This is a genomic window from Actinomycetospora sp. CA-101289 (genome assembly GCF_050955895.1).
GTDB lineage: Bacteria > Actinomycetota > Actinomycetes > Mycobacteriales > Pseudonocardiaceae > Actinomycetospora.
Map to the genome: position 1 here is coordinate 4504854 of NZ_CP192093.1, position 15059 is coordinate 4519912.

The window sequence follows — 15059 nt, forward strand, 5'->3', positions numbered from 1 at the left end:
TGACCGCGCACCATGGTGGAGTGCCGCAACGCGTGCTGGTCGCCGATGACGACCGAGCGATCCGCGAGTCTCTCGTGCGAGCCCTCGAGCTGGAGGGCTACCACGTCGTTCCCGTGGTCGACGGCATCGAGACCTTGACCCGAGCGCGGCGCGACGCCTTCGATGCGCTCGTCATCGACGTCATGATGCCGGGGGTGGACGGTCTCGCCGTCTGTCGCGTGCTCCGGGCGGAGGGCGACCACACTCCTGTGCTGATGTTGACCGCGCGGGTGGAGACGCCGGACCGGGTCGCCGGCCTGGACGCGGGCGCCGACGACTACCTCGCCAAGCCGTTCGAGCTCGACGAGCTGCTCGCCCGGCTGCGGGCGCTGCTGCGCAGAGCCTCCTTCGGCGGCGGCGACGGGCAGGAATCAGGCACCGCCCTGCGGGTGGGGTCGCTGCTGGTCGACCCCGCAGCCCGGCGCGCGTGGTGGGCGGACGAGGAGCTCCTGCTCTCCAAGACGGAGTTCGACCTGCTGGAGCTCCTGGTGCGCAACGAGGGGATCGTGCTCGACCACTCGACGGTCTACCAACGCATCTGGGGCTACGACTTCGGCGCCGACTCGAAGAACCTCGCCGTCTACATCGGCTATCTGCGACGCAAGCTCGCCGCGGCCGGCGCACCCTCGTTGGTCCACACCGTCCGCGGCGTCGGCTACACGGTGCGTCGGCCGTGAGTCTGCGCTCGCGCCTCGCGCTCGCCTTCGCCGTCGTCGCGGCCGTCGTCGCCCTGCTCGTCGGGGTGCTGAGCTATCGCGCGGCCTCGGACCGGATCACCGACGAGGTCGACCGGACCCTGGCCTCGGTCAGCGCGGCGGTGGCCGCCGGGGAGACCGGCGTCCTGGCGACATCCGAGGGCGATCCCGGCGACGGTCCCGACGAGGGCCGAGGCCGCGGCAGGCGTGGTGATGGTGATCCCCTGGTCGCGCAGGCCGTCGCCCCGAACGGCGCCCCTTCCGCGATCGGCGGACGACGGCTGGCGCTGCCGGTCAACGCGACGGACCGCGCCCTCGCCACGGCGACCACCGCGGGCGGGACCGCGACGACCGAGATCGATCTGGGTCGCGACGCGTACCGCGTGCGGACCACGGCGCTCGGCGGCGGGCGCGGCGCTCTGCAGGTGGCCGTGGACGTCGACGAGAGCAGCCGCGTGCTGACGGGGACCGCGATCGACATCGCGTGGGTGAGCCTGATCGTGCTGATCGCCGCCGCGGGCGCGGGCTGGCTGCTCGCGCGGCGCATCACCCGGCGGTTGGTGCGGCTCGCCGGCGCGGCCGAGGAGGTCAGCGTGCGCGGCGGCCTCGAGCACGAGGTCCCGGTGGAGGGACGCGACGAGGTCGGACGCCTCTCGGCGTCCTTCAACACGATGGTCCGGCGGCTCGCCGCGTCGCGGGAGGCGCAGGAGCGGCTCGTCCAGGACGCCGCTCACGAACTGCGGACGCCGCTGACGAGTCTGCGCACCAACGCCTCGGTGCTCCGCCGGGTCGCCGAGCTCTCCCCCGAGGCCCGCGAGCGCCTCCTCGACGACGTCCAGGGCGAGACCCGCGAGCTCTCCCGCCTGGTCGACGAGCTGGTGGAACTCGCCCTCGATCGCCGCGGCGAGGAGCCCGAGGAGGCGGTGGACCTCGGCGCTGTGGCCCAGCGTGCGGCGCAGCGGGTGCAGCGGCGCACGGGTCGGGCCGTGCACATCGACACCGACGGCTCGGTGGTCCGTGGCCGGCCGGCAGCGCTGGAGCGCGCCGCCGGCAACCTGCTCGAGAACGCGGTGAAGTTCGACGGCGACGGCGACGAGCCGATCGGGGTGCGCGTCCGGCAGGGGACGATCACGGTCACCGATCGGGGGCCCGGCATCGACGCCGCCGACGCCGTCCGCGTCTTCGACCGCTTCTACCGCTCGGACGCCGCGCGCGGGCTGCCGGGCTCCGGGCTGGGACTGGCGATCGTCCGCGACGTCGCCGAGAGCCACGGCGGCACCGTGTTCGCCTCGACGCCGTCCGGCGGCGGTGCCGCCGTGGGCTTCGGCGTCGGACCCGAGCGGCTCTTACCGTCCTCCGAATCGGATCACGACGAGGCTTCACCCCGGTCGATCACGGTGGGAGACACCTGACCGACCGGCCTCGGGAGTCCGATGTCCACCACCGACGAAAACCGCGCCGCGACACCCTCGACGTCCCCGTCCGCCACCCCGCCGGCCCCGTCCGCGGCCGTGCCGGACGGCTCGCAGTCCGTTCGGGCTTCCGACGCCGAGCGCGAGGCCGCCGTCGCGCGCCTGCACCAGGCGCTCGGCGAGGGACGTCTCGACCTCGGCGAGGTCGAGACCCGCATCACCGCGGCCTACGCCGCCCGCGACCGCGACGAGCTGCCGCCCCTCCTGGCCGACCTGCCGCTGAGCGCGACCACCGCAGTCGGGCCCTCGGCCGCCCCGACGTGGGCCACGCTCGCGACCGGGCTCATCTGGCGTCTGCGGCTCCTGCTGCTCGGTGAGGCCGATGCCGCCGCCGCGCCGACCCCGGCCCAGCGCCGGCGGATCGCGCTGCTCGCGGTCGGCGTCGTCGCCTGGCTCGCCGCCTGCGCGCTCCTCGGCGCCGTCCTGGCCTGAGCACCCACCACCCCATCCGAGAACACCGAGAGGCAGAGCAATGGACTCCCGCTCCTCCGCCAGCGGCTCACGCTGGGAACCCACCGACGACGACACCGCAGCGACCGCCGACCCCGACCCGTCGACCCGTCACCACGACGACGAGCCCTCGTCGAACCGAGCCGAGGCGCCCACCGCGGCGGGCTCCACGTCTGGCGGCCGTCGGCCACGGCGGCGAGTGGTGGTCACCGTCGCCGCCGCCGTGGCCCTCGCGCTCGGCGGGGCCGGCGCCTTCGCTGCCGGACACGCGGTCGCCGACGGCGGGCCGGGCGTCGTCCGCGATGCCGGCGCCGTCGGCGGGGTGGGCGGCGGCCGCGACGGTCACCGCCACGGCCACGGCCACGGGTCCGACGCCGACGGAGCCGTACCCGGCCCGGCAGGCGTCGCGCCCGGCGTGCCCGCCGGCGGACAGAACACCTGATCGTCCCGTGCCGCGGATCGTCCGGGTCGTGCCCGGACGGCGTTCCGCGTGTGCCCGACCCGAGAGGTCCCCATGAGCTCCCCCGCTCCCCCGCCGCCCGCCCCCGAGCGCCCGGGCCAAGCCGCATCCGGCGCTCGGTCGACCTGGCAGCGGTTCCGACGCGGCACCACCGCTGCAGCGTTCCTCCTCGCCACCGCCGTCGGCGTCGGCGTCGGGCTGCAGGGAGCGGCGGTCTCGCCGGTGGCCGCGCCGGCCGCGCCCGTCGTCGCTCCCAGCGGGCCCTCCGGAGCGCTCGAGACCGGCACGATCGACACCGTTGACCGCCCGCGGGACGTCGACCCCGACCTCGACGCGCCTCGTGATCGCGAGCGGGGTCACCACGGGCCTCGTGGCGGTGGCGGTGGCGGCGGCGGACCGCGGCGGGCCGGCCGGTGAGACCGGCCACGGTGACGCGCCGGGTCCTGCTCGCGCTCTGGGTCGGTGGGCTCGTGCCGGTCGGCATCGCCGTGGCCGGGGCGCCGCCGGACCGACTCGTCCTCGACGCGGCGCTGCTCGCGCACATCACGGGCCTGCTCGCGGGCTACCTGGTGGTCGTCCTGCTCGTGCTGATGTCGCGCGCCCCGGTCCTCGAGCGCCGCGTCGGACCCGACGTCCTCGCGCGCTGGCACGGCGTCGGCGGCCGCCTGTTCGTCGTTCTCGCCCTCGCCCACGCCGGCGCCGCGGTCAGCGCCTGGGCGACGATCCGCGACGTCGACCCGGTCACCGCGCTCGCCGAGGTGCTGGGTCTCCCCGACCTGATCGCGGCGACGGTGGGCACCATCCTCGTTGTCGGGATCGCCGGGGTCTCGATCGCCGCGGCCCGACGCTGCGTCTCCTACGAGGTCTGGCACGGGCTGCACCTGCTGACCTACCTCGCCATCGCCCTGTCGTTCCTCCACGAGCTGGCCGGACCCGACCTCGCGGGCCGCCCGCTGCTGCAGGTCCCCTGGGCGCTCGCCCACGCCTACGCCTTCGCCCTGGTGCTGCGCTACCGCGTCCTCGGCCCGCTGGAGATCGTATGGCGACACCGGCTGCGGGTCGCCGCCGTCGTCCCGGAGGCCGACGGCGTGGTGAGCCTGGTGCTGCGCGGGCGGCACCTCGCGGAGATGGGCGCCGAGCCCGGCCAGTTCTTCCGCTGGCGCTTCCTCACCGCCGCGACCTGGCGCACCGCCCACCCGTTCTCGCTCTCCGCGGTCCCCCGCGACGACGTCCTGCGCATCACGGTCAAGGCCCTGGGCGACGGGAGCCGGCTGCTGCACGCGGTCCGGCCCGGCACACTCGTCCTGCCCGAGGGCCCGTCGGGAGCGATGACCGCCAGGCGGCGGACCCGGCCCTCGGTCCTGCTCATCGCCGGCGGCGTGGGCATCACCCCGATGCGCGCCCTCTTCGAGTCCCTCGACGTCGGCGACGGCCGGTTGACCCTGCTCTACCGCGCCTCGCGCCCGGCCGACGTCGTCTTCCGCGACGAGCTCGAGGACATCGCCCGCCGACGGGGCGCGGAGATCGTGTGGATGGTCGGGCCGTCATCCGCGCCCGCCCTGCGCCTGACCGGGCCAACGCTGCACCGCCTCGTCCCCGACGTCGCCGAGCGCGACGTCTACCTCTGCGCCTCCCCCGGCCTCTCCGCCGCGGTGCGCACCGCGCTGCGCGAGGCCGGGCTGCCCCGCCGGCGCCTCCACGAAGAGGCCTTCGCCTTCTGAGGCGAGCTCTTACCCAGCTCCGAACCCCGCCACGTCGCGACCTCACCGAGAACGATCACGGTGGAGCTCGACCGACCGACCCCTCGCGAGGAGCACGATGACCATCGTCCGCGACGCTCCGGCGCCTGCGCTGCGTCCTGCCCTCGGCGTGACCGCCCGCCGGGACCGTTGGGTCCGCTCCGGCGCCGAGGTCCTCCTCGTCGCCGCGCTCACCCTGGTCACCTGGTGGTGGGGCACCGGCGGCGGCCTCACCGACCTCGGCGGCTGGGCGTCCGGACTCACCTCGGTCGGCCGCCTGACCGGGCTGCTCGCCTCGGTGCTGCTGCTCGCGCAGGTCGTCCTCATGGCCCGGGTGCCCGTCCTGGAGCGGGCGTTCGGCCAGGACCGTCTCGCCGTGCTGCACCGGCTCGTCGGCTTCACGTCGTTCACCGCGATGCTCGCGCACATCGGCCTCGTCATCTGGGGTTACGCCGCCGGCGACCTCGCGCGCATGCCCGGTGAGGCGTGGGACCTGACCGTCGACTACCCGGGCATGCTGCTCGCCGTCGCGGGCACCGCCTGCCTGGTCATGGTCGTCGTCACCAGCATCAGGGCAGCACGGGCGCGGCTGCGCTACGAGTCGTGGCACCTGCTGCACCTCTACGCCTACCTCGGGGTCGGGCTCGCCCTGCCCCACCAGCTGTGGACCGGCCAAGACTTCCTCGCCTCCACCGCCCGCACCGTGTTCTGGTGGTCGCTCTGGGCGCTGGCCGTCGCGTCGGTGCTCCTCTGGCGGGTCGGAGTGCCCGCGTGGCGCAGCGCCCGCCACCGTCTCGTCGTCACCTCGGTGGTGCCCGAGGGCGGCAGCTGCGTGTCGGTCTACCTCACCGGACGGCACCTCGACGGGCTCCGCACCCACGCCGGGCAGTTCTTCACCTGGCGCTTCCTCACCGGCACGGGCTGGACCCGCGGCCACCCCTACTCCCTGTCGGCCGCCCCCGACCGGCGCAGCCTGCGGATCACCGTGAAGGACCTCGGCGACGGCAGCGCCGCCGTCCCCGGTCTCCGCCCCGGGACGCGTGTCCTGCTGGAAGGTCCCTACGGCCGGCTCTCCGCGCGCGCCCGGACACGAGACAAGGTCGCCCTCATCGGTGCGGGCGTCGGCGTCACTCCCCTGCGCGCCCTGGCCGAGCAGCTCGACGGCGGCCCCGGCGACGTCACCCTGCTGCACCGCTTCACGACGCAGCCCCTCTTCGCCGGCGAGCTGGCCGTGCTCGCCCGCGAGCGCGGCCTGGAGGTCGTCCCGCTCCCCGGACGGCGCCGCGCGCCCGGCTCCTGGCTGGGCGAGGGCGCCGGCCCGCACGGCGTCGACGACCTCGCCGTGCTGCGCACCCGGGTCCCCGACATCGCCGACCGCGACGTCTACGTCTGCGGCCCCGCGCCCTGGACCCAGCTCGTCGAGACGACCCTCGCGGCGGCCGGCACCCCGGCCGAGCGCGTCCACACCGAGACCTTCCGCTGGTGACCAGAATGCGCCGCATCCTGCTGTGGTTCCTGACCACCGTCAGCACGGTGGTCCTGCTCTTCGGCTACCGCACCTCCACCTCGTCCGCGCTACCGGACATCGAGACCGGCACCGGCGACACGGCGACCGCCGCCTCGTCCCCGGGGTCGTCGGGGACTCCGGCCACGACGACCAGCACCTACACGGGCACCGTCACCGGGGTGGCCGCGGACACCCGCTGGGGTCCCGTCCAGGTCCGGGCCACCCTCGCCGGCGGGCGGATCACGGCCGTCGACGTCGTCGAGTACCCGACCGCGAACGGCAAGGACCGGGAGATCAACGCCGAGGCGGTGCCGGAGCTGGTGCAGGAGACCCTGGAGGCCCAGAGCGCCGACATCGACATGGTCAGCGGGGCCACCGTGACCAGCACCGGCTACGTGCAGTCGCTGCAGAGCGCCCTCGACCAGGCGGGCATCGCGTGAGCACCCCCACCGCCGAGCGGGTCGTGCGCCGCGTCGAGCACGTCATGGGCATGCCGTTCAGCCTCGCTCTGCGTGGCCGCCACGCCGACGACGCCGCCGGCCGCGACGCCTGGGCCGCCGCGATCGCCGAACTGCGCCGCCTCGATCGCGTCTTCAGCACCTACCGGACCGACTCGGTGATCTCACGGCTGGGACGCGGCGAGCTGCGGGAGGACGACGCCCCCGGCGAGGTGCGCGAGGTCCTCGCCCTCGCCGCCCGCGCCGAGCGCGCCACCGACGGCGCCTTCTCCGCCCACCGCCCCCTCCCCGACGGCAGCCGCGTCCTCGACCCCAGCGGGGTGGTCAAGGGCTGGGCCGCCGAGCGCAGCGCCGCCGCGCTGCTCGCGCTCGACCACACCGACGTGTGCCTCTCCGCCGGTGGCGACGTCCTCGGACGCGCGCTCGACCCGGATCGGCCCTGGCGCATCGGCATCGAGGACCCGCACGACACCGGCCGGGTGCTCGCCACCGTCCCACTGCACCACGGCGCCGTCGCCACCTCCGGCACCGCTCACCGGGGCGCCCACCTCCTCGACGCCCGTACCGGCCTGCCGCCCGCCCGCGTCGCCTCGGTCACCGTCGTCGCGCGCACGCTCACCAAGGCCGACATCGACGCCACCGCCGCCTACGCCCTCGGCCCCGACGCCGCGACGTGGCTCTCGCACCGCGTCGGGCGCACAGGGCTCGTCGTGTGGGACGACGCCACCACGACCACGGTCGGACGTGCGACGTGACCCTCCTCGACGAGCGGCACGTGCCGGCCCCACCGACCACACGGCGCCACCGCGTCGCCGGCGTTCTCGCCGTCGCGGTCGCGGTCGTCCTGCTGACGACCGCACTCGGGTTGCAGCTGTGGCTCCCCGAGGTGACCGTGGCCCAGCACTGGTCGCTGGCCTGGAGCGGGCTCGACATCGCCACCGCCGCCACGGCACTGGCTACAGCGGTCTTGCTGCACGCCGCCGACCGACGCGCCGCCCTCACTGCCTCGGCAGGAGCTGCCCTGCTCCTGCTCGACGCCTGGTTCGACGTGTGCACCGCCGCCGGCACCGCGTACACACTCGCCGTCACGGAGGCGTTGGTGCTCGAGCTACCACTGGCGGCACTAGCGATCGGGCTTGCGCTACGCCTTGTCGACCCGAGAGAACTTCGGCGCTGACGCCTAACCACGCGTCCAGGCAGTGCCGCGGTGGGTGGCTCCACCGCTCGTGCAGTTCGCGTGGACGGAGCACGCGTGCCACGAACCGTGCAACGAGCCTCGAATTAGCTTGTCGATCACTCGGGGCCCGGATTGGGTACCGCTTACGTCACACGACCGCCGCCCTCGGCTGGTCACCATCGATGATCGACAGCCGATGACACCGTTGGTGACCAGCACAGATGAGCACAAAGCATCACCGATAACGCCATGACTCTCGTCCACTGGGTTCGGGGTTCGAATCCCTGACTGCGTACCCTTCGTTGCCGTTCACCAGCCTGCTGCGCCTCCTCTCCGAGACGGAGTGGCCGTCCACCGGCCGCGACCCCTCTACACCGTCTCGGAGACGCTCGCGGCCGGCCTCCTCTGCCCCTCGGCGCGACCGGTTCGATCTCGGGTCGTCCAGGAGTCACGAGGCTCTGGATCGCGCGCTGCCGTTTCGGGGACCACGACGGAGTCACCCGGCGTCGTGGAAGAAGGGGCCCGTCCGGAGCGCCCTGCACGAGGCGATCACCGATCGGCACCGGGGTGGACCGTCCCAGGTTCCGCCGGACCGTCGCGTCGGTCGTCCGCTCACCCCACCCCGGTGGCGGGGACGCCGTCCCCTCCCCCACGAGTCGAGGCTCGATGACACCGGCGGGCGCACCAGGTCGATCGAGGACAACCTCGCCGGGTCAAGGACCTGCTGGTCCGGGCGCTCGACCGCTGGTCGAACGCGACCGGCGGACTTCGGGAGCCGCACGGGCATGATCAGGACGGGCAACATACGGCTCAAGGCGGATGGAGGCCGCGAGATCCCCGACCGATGCCGGGTCGGCGGGCATGATCGCCTGCAGGGTCGACAGGAGATCGTCGCTGATCGCGAGGAGGTCCCCGTCGCCCTCCGCCGCGTCGAGCCACTGTTCGTAGGCCGTCAGGAATACCTGGATCCCGACCCGGGCGGCGATCCGGGCCACGCCCTCGTCGACTCCCCGCCGGGCGAGAGCGTTGGCGAATTCGCCCGCCATGACGTGCTGCTTGATCAGGTCGCGTTCGAGGAGCTCAGGGTTGGCCGCGATGACGGCGTGCCGCTCGCGCAGGGAAGGGCGCGGGGCGAGGCCCTCCCAGTCGTGCTGCGCCAGAACGAGGACCACGACCCGAAGCGGGTCCGCGGTGTGGGGTGCTCGGAGGACTCCCTCCACCAGGGCTGCACGCAGGTCGTCCGCGTCGGCGAACAGGACCTCGCGCTTGTCGGAGAAGTAGCGGAAGAACGTGCGGTTGGTGACCCGGGCCCGTCGCGCGATCTCGACGATGCTGGTGTTCTCGAACCCCTGCTCGCCGAACAGCTGCAGGGCAGCCGCCGTCAGCCGTTCCTCGCTGCCCTGCTCCCACCGCGGCACGGTGACACGGTACCGGTGATGACACACCGCGACATCACGTCTATGGTGATGTCACAGCACGACATCACGTTGGACGCTGCGCCCGACGAGACCCGTGCGTCGTCGACCACCAGATGGAGTGCACCGTGGACTACCTCATCAAGGCGACACCGACCGGAGGACTGTCAGAGCTGTCCGCCGAGGAGCGCGACGAACTGATGGCGCGCGAGCGGGAGGTCGCGACGGCCCTCATCCGCTCCGGTGCGATCACCTGGATGTGGCGGCTCCCCGACACCGGCACCAGCCTCGCCATCTGGAACGCCGAGAGCGCCGAGGCGCTCGACGCGCATCTCCGACGCTGCCGGTGTTCCCCCACAACGTCGTCGAGATCACCGCCCTGGCCGCCCACCCGGCCTTCCCGACCCCACTGCGCGCCGCTGCAGGGTCGGCGTGACGCGCCGGACAGCACGACCGTCGACTTCGTCCCGGGCCGTGGTCGCTTCGCTGCTCGACGGAACATGATCCTTTCTACCGAGCAGCATCGCTGACCAGCACAGACGCGCATCGCGCACGTCTCGATCGTCGTGGGACGAGGACGGAGCACGACCAGTTCGACCGCGGCGAGCAGCCCCACCACGACCACCAGCGTTCGCAGGACGCCGGCCGTCCATCGGGTGGTCCCGACGCGCGCAGGCCGGTCAGGACCGCGAGGACCCGGCGCTCCTGGTCCGGGTCCGCAGGGAGGTCGAGCTTCGTGAAGAGGTGGCGCACGTGCGTCTCGACCGTCTTCGACGTCAGCAACAGCTTGCGGGCGATGGCCGGGTTGCTGAGGCCTTGGGCCATCAGCTCGAGCACGACGTGCTCCCTCGTCGTGAGCCGGGCGAGCGCGTCGACGGCCCGTGGCGCGCCGAGCGCCGTCCGCACCAGCTCGGGATCGACCGCCGTGCCGCCCGCGCTGACCCGACGGATCGCGTCGGCGAGGTGCTCGGCGTCGCTGACGCGCTCCTTGAGCAGGTAGCCGACGCCCGTCCCGCTCCCCGGAGCAGGGAGACCGCGTGCCGCGTTTCCGCGTACTGCGACAGCACGAGGACGCCGACGTCCGGACGGGCCTCGTGTAGCTCCCGCGCGGCTTCCAGCCCCTCGGTGGTGTGGGCGGCATCCGGACGTCGAGCACGGCGACGTCCGGCGCGTACCGGTCGACCGCGTCCCGCAGCGCCGACGCATCCCCGAGCTGGGAGACCACGGCGATGTCCTGCTCGGCCAGGAGCGCCGCCACCCCCGCGCGGAAGAGCGGCGCGTCGTCCACGAGGATCACGCGGGTGGGAACCGTGCGCCTCGGTGGCGGTCACCCGCCGATGCTGGGCGAGCTCCCGATCTCGGGGTGCGCCCTGACGACCGATCCCCTGTCCGGTGGAACGGTCGCCGCTGGAGGCGGAGACGACCGAAGGGCGCGTCACACGGATCAGGCGGGAGGAACGGTGCGAGGCGACATCGAGGTGGTCACCGACGGCTCGGGCGGCGTGGACCAGCCGACAGGGGTCATCGGTGCGTTCGGCGAGGTCTGGTTCACCAGCATCGCGAACGGGCGGATCGGGCGGGTCGTGGGCGCGACCAGGCAGATCGAGACCTTCGCCGACCCGGCGGGCGGGGTCGCCCTGCCGGCCAATCTCTTCCCGGGCGCGGACGGCCGGTTGTGGTTCACCTGCCTCGGCTCGAACCGTCTCGGCGCGCTCGACCCCCGGGCACCCGACATCGCGGCGTCCATCCGCACCTACGCCGACCCGCGGCTGGACAAGCCCGTGGCCCTGAAGGCCGGCCCGGACCGGCGGCTGTGGCTCACCCTGCGCGGATCGGCGTCGGTGGGCGCCTTCGACCCCACCGCCCCGGACCCGCTCGCCACCCTCCGGACGTTCACCGCGCCGAGCATCGCCGAACCTTCGGCTCTGTTCGTGCACCCCGACGGCGGTGTCTGGTGGGTCAACGCCGGCACCGGGACGCTCGGCGCCCTCGACTCCCGGGCCCCGGACCCCACGACGACGATTCGCTCCTTCGGGCCGTGGCCGGGCAGGGGAACGCCGCGGGCATGGGCGATGGACTCCGAGGGTCGGCTGTGGGTGACCACCCAGGACCGCCCCGGGCTCCTCGCCTTCGACCCACGCCGGCTCGACGGGCCCGAGCCGTTCTCCTGGTGGACCGACGACCGGCTCGGCACACCGGACGGCGTGTGGCTCGGGGGCGACGGGGCGGTCTGGGCCGTCGACACCGCCCGGAACGCGATCGTGCGCTACGACCCGCGAGCAGCCGAAGGGCAGCGCTGGTCCTCCTTCGGGGCCCCACCCCAGGTCCAGGGCCCGTTCGACATCAAGAGCCCCGACCCGGCCGACGGCTGGCTGTGGTTCACCAACAAGGACGGCAACTCCCTCGCGCGCATCCGAACGGCCTGAAATCCCACCGAGATCGGGACTCCGCGACCGGGCCGTTGCTGACCAGCAGAAAGGAGCACCACCGCCCACAACAGCGGGGTTCAGGGTGCTCCTCTCCGTGCATGCTGGCGTTGCGGTCCTCCGCGACGCGGCGCGACCTACTCGAGGAAGAGCCGACAGAGCAGGTCGCCGAGCCATTCCTCGAAGCGCTCGGGGCTCCAGCCCCGTTCGATCACCCGGCGGTAGACCATCGGTGTCGCCACCGACCAGAGCACGTCGGCCACCGCGTCCTGGTCGTAGCCCGCCCGCAGCTCGCCCTTCTCGACGAGTGCGGCGGCCACTTCCCGGGCCCCGGCGAGCCGCTGGCGCTGAAGGGCCGCCCAGAGCTCGGCGACGTCGGCGTCGGCGTCGGCGGCCGCTTCGACAGCGCAGTAGACCGCGCCCGCCCGCCGGTACATCCGGGTGATGTTGGCGGCGTGCAGGTGCAGCATCCGGGCCGGGTCGGGCTCCTCGATCATGGCGCGGAACCACGGCCGCTGGCTGACCGGGACGGGTTCCTCGTCGCCGGCCAGGGCGCGATCGACGACCTCCTCGAGGATGACGCTCTTGCCGCCCACCGCCGTGAACACGGTCGGTCGTGCCACGCCGGCCGCGGTCGCGATGTCCTCGATCGAGGTGCCCCGGAAGCCGCGCTCGGCGAAGAGGCCGTCTGCCGCCTCCAGGATCGCCGTACGGGCCTGGCCCCGAGGGATCGTCGAGCTGTAGCGGCGCTTCTTGACAGGCTCCGACACCTTCTTATACTCCAAATCTATTCAAGTAGACTGCGAGTCTATCGGAGGCGACCGTGTCCCTCGGCGTGCACCTCGACAAGGACGCCGGCGAGGCGTGGTGGTTCCTCGACACCCGCATGACGATCAAGGCCGACAGCGCCACCACGAACGGCGCGTACACCCTGCTGGAGTTCACGGCACCTCGTGACTTCGGCCCGCCCCGCCACGTACACCACGGCGAGGACGAGGCCTTCGTGGTCCTCGAGGGCGGGTTGCGGGTGGAGTGCGGCGACGACGGGTGGGACGTCGGGCCCGGGGGGTTCGTCTTCCTGCCCCGGTCGGTACCCCATGCCTTCCTGGTGGTGTCCGGCCACCCGGTGCGCGCCCTGCAGCTGACCACGCCGGCAGGCTTCGAGCACTTCGTCGCCGCGGTGGGCGCCCCGGCTGCCGGCGCGGGCCTCCCGGTCCCGGCGGCACCCGACGTGCCCGCGCTGGCGGCAGCAGCAGCCCGCTTCCACACCGAGATCGTCGGTCCGCCCCTGTCCTCAGGACCGTCCTGATGAAGCCGGACGAGGTCGACCGCACCGAGCGCCTCCGTCAGCGGCACGTCGCCGACGCCCGCCGGGCGTTGCCTGAGCACCTGGCGTGCCTCGACTGGCCCGCGGATCGCATCCGGGCCGTGCGCGTGGCGCGGCTCCGGGCGCTGGTGCAGGTGGCCGTCGAGCGTTCGCCGTGGCACCGACGCCGCCTCGCGCACCTCGACCCGCAGCGCCTCACCGAGCGCGACCTCGCCACCGTCCCGCCGATGACCAAGGCGGACCTGATGGAGCACTTCGACGAGATCGTCACCGACCCGCGGCTCACCCGGGCCCTGGTCGAGGAGCACCTGGCCACCGCCACGGGAGAGTCCTACCTCTTCGACCGGTACCACGCGGTCGCCTCCAGCGGATCGAGCGGCCATCGCGGCGTCTTCGTCCACGACTGGGACGCCTGGACGACCTACTACACGGCGTGCTTCCGCTTCCTGCTGCGCCAGCGTCGCGACACCGACGCGCACCGGGAGGGACCGGTCCGGATGGCCTCGGTCGCCGCCGGCCGGCCCACCCACATGTCAGCGGCGACGTTCCGGACCTTCTCCGACCCCAGCCGCTTCGCGATGCACCGGTTCCCGGTCACGCTGCCACGCGAGGAGATCGTCGCCGGTCTCACCGCCGCTCACCCCGAGATCCTCGCGGGCTACCCCAGCGCCCTCCACCAGCTCGCCCTCGAGGCGTCGGCGGGGCGGCTGCGGATCTCCCCGGACCAGGTGGTCGTGTTCGGCGAGCCCCTGCTGCCCGAGCACCGCGAGGCGCTCGCGCAGGCGTGGGCGGTGCCCGTGCACAACTGGTGGGGGACCTCCGAGGCCAACGTCATCGGGGCCTCCTGCGGACGCTCCGGCGGACTGCACCTCCACGACGACCTCTACGTGGTCGAGCCCGTCACCGCCACGGGCGCGCCGGTCGCGACCGGGGAGCGGTCCAACGGCCTCCTGCTCACCAACCTGGTCAATCCGCTGCTGCCGCTGCTGCGGTACGAGATCAGCGACGAGGTGACCCTGCTCGACGGACCCTGCCCGTGCGGCAGCACCATGCGGCGCGTCGACGACATCCAGGGCCGCGCCGAGGAGGGTTTCCGCTACGCCGACGGGACGGTGGTGCACCCGCACGTGTTCCGTTCGCGGCTCGGCGCCGAGCCGGCGATCCTCGAGTACCGGGTGCACCAACACGGCGAGGGCGCCGAGGTCGAGGTCGTGCACACCGGCTCGCTCGACCTGGCTCGTCTGGGCGACACCCTCACCGCCGACCTGCAGCGCTGCGGTGTCACAGCAGGCCGCGTCGCGATCGTCCCCGTCGACCACCTGGACCGCGGCGCCACCGGCAAGCTGCAGCGGTTCATCCCCGAGCCGGAGGGTCCGGCTACTGGAACAGCCCCTCGCGCAACGCCGAGCTGTACGAGCAGATCGACGACCTCGAGGTCCGCGTCAGCAGCCGGGGTGAGACCGCCACGGCGACGCTGACGGCCGAGGGTGGCGGCCACCACGGCTTCGACCTGCCTGCCGACCTGAAGATCGACCGGGGTTTCCTCGAGGCCCGGCGACGCTCGCCCGGCGGTGCCGTCGCCCTCGCCGTCCTCGCGCTGCTCGGCCTCGTGACCGGCGTCCTCATCGCCGGCCGGGGCACCGAGGGCATCCTCGACGAGTTCGCCGTCGACGGCACGGTCTTCGGCGTCACGATCGCGACGCTGGCGCTCTCCCTCGAGGACCTTCTCCTCACCGCCGAGCCCCAGCGGCGGGGCGCTCCGGAGATCGCCGTCGCGAACGTCATCGGCAGCGTGGTGTTCTCGGTGACCGTCTCGTCGGCGGGGCCATCACCGTTTGAGTCCGACCGACGACACGGGCAACGCCTCGAAGCACTGCTCGCCGGGTGAGCTCGG

18 protein-coding genes and 1 pseudogene are annotated in these 15059 nt (G+C 73.6%); 15 read left to right on the forward strand and 4 right to left on the reverse strand.

Features of this window, described 5'->3' with window-relative positions:
• The first annotated feature begins 20 nt into the window (after positions 1 to 20).
• From ACQPX6_RS22415 to ACQPX6_RS22460, 10 genes are all read left to right on the forward strand, one after another.
• Positions 21 to 716 carry a response regulator transcription factor gene (locus ACQPX6_RS22415; RefSeq protein WP_433782613.1) on the forward strand — a complete coding sequence of 232 codons (696 nt, stop codon included), beginning with the start codon at positions 21 to 23 and terminating at the stop codon, positions 714 to 716.
• Positions 713 to 2146 (forward strand): HAMP domain-containing sensor histidine kinase, encoded by a 1434-nt coding sequence (locus ACQPX6_RS22420; RefSeq protein ID WP_433782614.1) that lies wholly within the window; start codon positions 713 to 715, stop codon positions 2144 to 2146. The genes ACQPX6_RS22415 and ACQPX6_RS22420 overlap by 4 nt, the downstream gene beginning before the upstream one ends.
• 21 nt (positions 2147 to 2167) lie before the next feature.
• On the forward strand, positions 2168 to 2638 hold the full coding sequence (locus tag ACQPX6_RS22425) for a DUF1707 SHOCT-like domain-containing protein (protein WP_433782615.1): 471 nt from the start codon (positions 2168 to 2170) through the stop codon (positions 2636 to 2638).
• 220 nt (positions 2639 to 2858) lie between these two features.
• Complete coding sequence (locus ACQPX6_RS22430; protein ID WP_433782616.1) at positions 2859 to 3098, forward strand: hypothetical protein; 240 nt, start codon at positions 2859 to 2861, stop codon at positions 3096 to 3098.
• A 72-nt stretch (positions 3099 to 3170) separates the two neighbouring features.
• The gene (locus ACQPX6_RS22435; protein WP_433782617.1) at positions 3171 to 3533 is read left to right on the forward strand and encodes a hypothetical protein; all 363 of its coding nucleotides are present in this window, start codon (positions 3171 to 3173) and stop codon (positions 3531 to 3533) included.
• A gap of 11 nt (positions 3534 to 3544) precedes the next feature.
• Positions 3545 to 4837: a ferredoxin reductase family protein gene (locus ACQPX6_RS22440; RefSeq protein WP_433782618.1), complete on the forward strand. Its 1293-nt coding sequence runs from the start codon at positions 3545 to 3547 to the stop codon at positions 4835 to 4837.
• Positions 4838 to 4934: 97 nt separating this feature from the next.
• On the forward strand, positions 4935 to 6341 hold the full coding sequence (locus ACQPX6_RS22445; protein ID WP_433782619.1) for a ferredoxin reductase family protein: 1407 nt from the start codon (positions 4935 to 4937) through the stop codon (positions 6339 to 6341).
• A 5-nt stretch (positions 6342 to 6346) separates the two neighbouring features.
• Positions 6347 to 6802: an FMN-binding protein gene (locus tag ACQPX6_RS22450; protein WP_433788326.1), complete on the forward strand. Its 456-nt coding sequence runs from the start codon at positions 6347 to 6349 to the stop codon at positions 6800 to 6802.
• Complete coding sequence (locus tag ACQPX6_RS22455; protein ID WP_433782620.1) at positions 6799 to 7575, forward strand: FAD:protein FMN transferase; 777 nt, start codon at positions 6799 to 6801, stop codon at positions 7573 to 7575. The genes ACQPX6_RS22450 and ACQPX6_RS22455 overlap by 4 nt, the downstream gene beginning before the upstream one ends.
• Positions 7572 to 7997, forward strand: a complete 426-nt coding sequence (locus ACQPX6_RS22460; RefSeq protein WP_433782621.1) for a hypothetical protein — start codon at positions 7572 to 7574, stop codon at positions 7995 to 7997. The genes ACQPX6_RS22455 and ACQPX6_RS22460 overlap by 4 nt, the downstream gene beginning before the upstream one ends.
• A gap of 713 nt (positions 7998 to 8710) precedes the next feature.
• Here the strand turns inward: ACQPX6_RS22460 and ACQPX6_RS22465 are convergent.
• Complete coding sequence (locus ACQPX6_RS22465) at positions 8711 to 9415, reverse strand: TetR family transcriptional regulator (protein ID WP_433782622.1); 705 nt, start codon at positions 9413 to 9415, stop codon at positions 8711 to 8713.
• 125 nt (positions 9416 to 9540) lie between these two features.
• Between ACQPX6_RS22465 and ACQPX6_RS22470 the strand changes: the two genes are divergently transcribed.
• Entirely contained in the window at positions 9541 to 9942 is a 402-nt protein-coding gene (locus ACQPX6_RS22470) for a muconolactone Delta-isomerase family protein (RefSeq protein WP_433782623.1), read from the forward strand.
• Here the strand turns inward: ACQPX6_RS22470 and ACQPX6_RS22475 are convergent.
• A complete protein-coding gene (locus ACQPX6_RS22475) occupies positions 9923 to 10618 on the reverse strand; it encodes a LuxR C-terminal-related transcriptional regulator (RefSeq protein ID WP_433782624.1) in 696 nt (231 codons plus the stop codon). The genes ACQPX6_RS22470 and ACQPX6_RS22475 overlap by 20 nt on opposite strands.
• A pseudogene (locus ACQPX6_RS22480) lies at positions 10608 to 10709 on the reverse strand (DNA-binding response regulator); the annotation flags it as partial. The gene ACQPX6_RS22475 and the pseudogene ACQPX6_RS22480, both read right to left, overlap by 11 nt.
• Positions 10710 to 10872: 163 nt before the next feature.
• Here ACQPX6_RS22480 and ACQPX6_RS22485 point away from each other — a divergent pair.
• Complete coding sequence (locus tag ACQPX6_RS22485; RefSeq protein ID WP_433782625.1) at positions 10873 to 11838, forward strand: Vgb family protein; 966 nt, start codon at positions 10873 to 10875, stop codon at positions 11836 to 11838.
• 137 nt (positions 11839 to 11975) lie between these two features.
• On the opposite strand, the gene ACQPX6_RS22490 is transcribed toward ACQPX6_RS22485, so the two are convergent.
• Positions 11976 to 12608 (reverse strand): TetR/AcrR family transcriptional regulator, encoded by a 633-nt coding sequence (locus ACQPX6_RS22490; protein ID WP_433782626.1) that lies wholly within the window; start codon positions 12606 to 12608, stop codon positions 11976 to 11978.
• A gap of 53 nt (positions 12609 to 12661) precedes the next feature.
• On the opposite strand from ACQPX6_RS22490, the gene ACQPX6_RS22495 reads away from it, so the two are divergent.
• Genes ACQPX6_RS22495 through ACQPX6_RS22505 form a run of 3 tightly spaced genes read left to right on the forward strand, consistent with a single transcriptional unit; the run spans position 12662 to position 15053 of the window.
• Complete coding sequence (locus tag ACQPX6_RS22495; protein ID WP_433782627.1) at positions 12662 to 13147, forward strand: cupin domain-containing protein; 486 nt, start codon at positions 12662 to 12664, stop codon at positions 13145 to 13147.
• Positions 13147 to 14643: a phenylacetate--CoA ligase family protein gene (locus tag ACQPX6_RS22500; protein WP_433782628.1), complete on the forward strand. Its 1497-nt coding sequence runs from the start codon at positions 13147 to 13149 to the stop codon at positions 14641 to 14643. The genes ACQPX6_RS22495 and ACQPX6_RS22500 overlap by 1 nt, the downstream gene beginning before the upstream one ends.
• Positions 14644 to 14693: 50 nt before the next feature.
• A complete protein-coding gene (locus ACQPX6_RS22505; protein ID WP_433788327.1) occupies positions 14694 to 15053 on the forward strand; it encodes a hypothetical protein in 360 nt (119 codons plus the stop codon).
• The last annotated feature ends 6 nt before the right edge of the window (positions 15054 to 15059 follow it).

What these genes read in the sequence shown, in the direction of transcription:
- ACQPX6_RS22445 (WP_433782619.1), top strand. Translation starts at nt 4,935, where the DNA reads ATGACCATCGTCCGCGACGCTCCGGCGCCTGCGCTGCGTCCTGCCCTC.
- ACQPX6_RS22500 (WP_433782628.1), top strand. Translation starts at nt 13,147, where the DNA reads ATGAAGCCGGACGAGGTCGACCGCACCGAGCGCCTCCGTCAGCGGCAC.
- ACQPX6_RS22425 (WP_433782615.1), top strand. Translation starts at nt 2,168, where the DNA reads ATGTCCACCACCGACGAAAACCGCGCCGCGACACCCTCGACGTCCCCG.
- ACQPX6_RS22475 (WP_433782624.1), bottom strand. Translation starts at nt 10,618, where the DNA reads ATGCGTCGGCGCTGCGGGACGCGGTCGACCGGTACGCGCCGGACGTCG.
- ACQPX6_RS22450 (WP_433788326.1), top strand. Translation starts at nt 6,347, where the DNA reads ATGCGCCGCATCCTGCTGTGGTTCCTGACCACCGTCAGCACGGTGGTC.
- ACQPX6_RS22435 (WP_433782617.1), top strand. Translation starts at nt 3,171, where the DNA reads ATGAGCTCCCCCGCTCCCCCGCCGCCCGCCCCCGAGCGCCCGGGCCAA.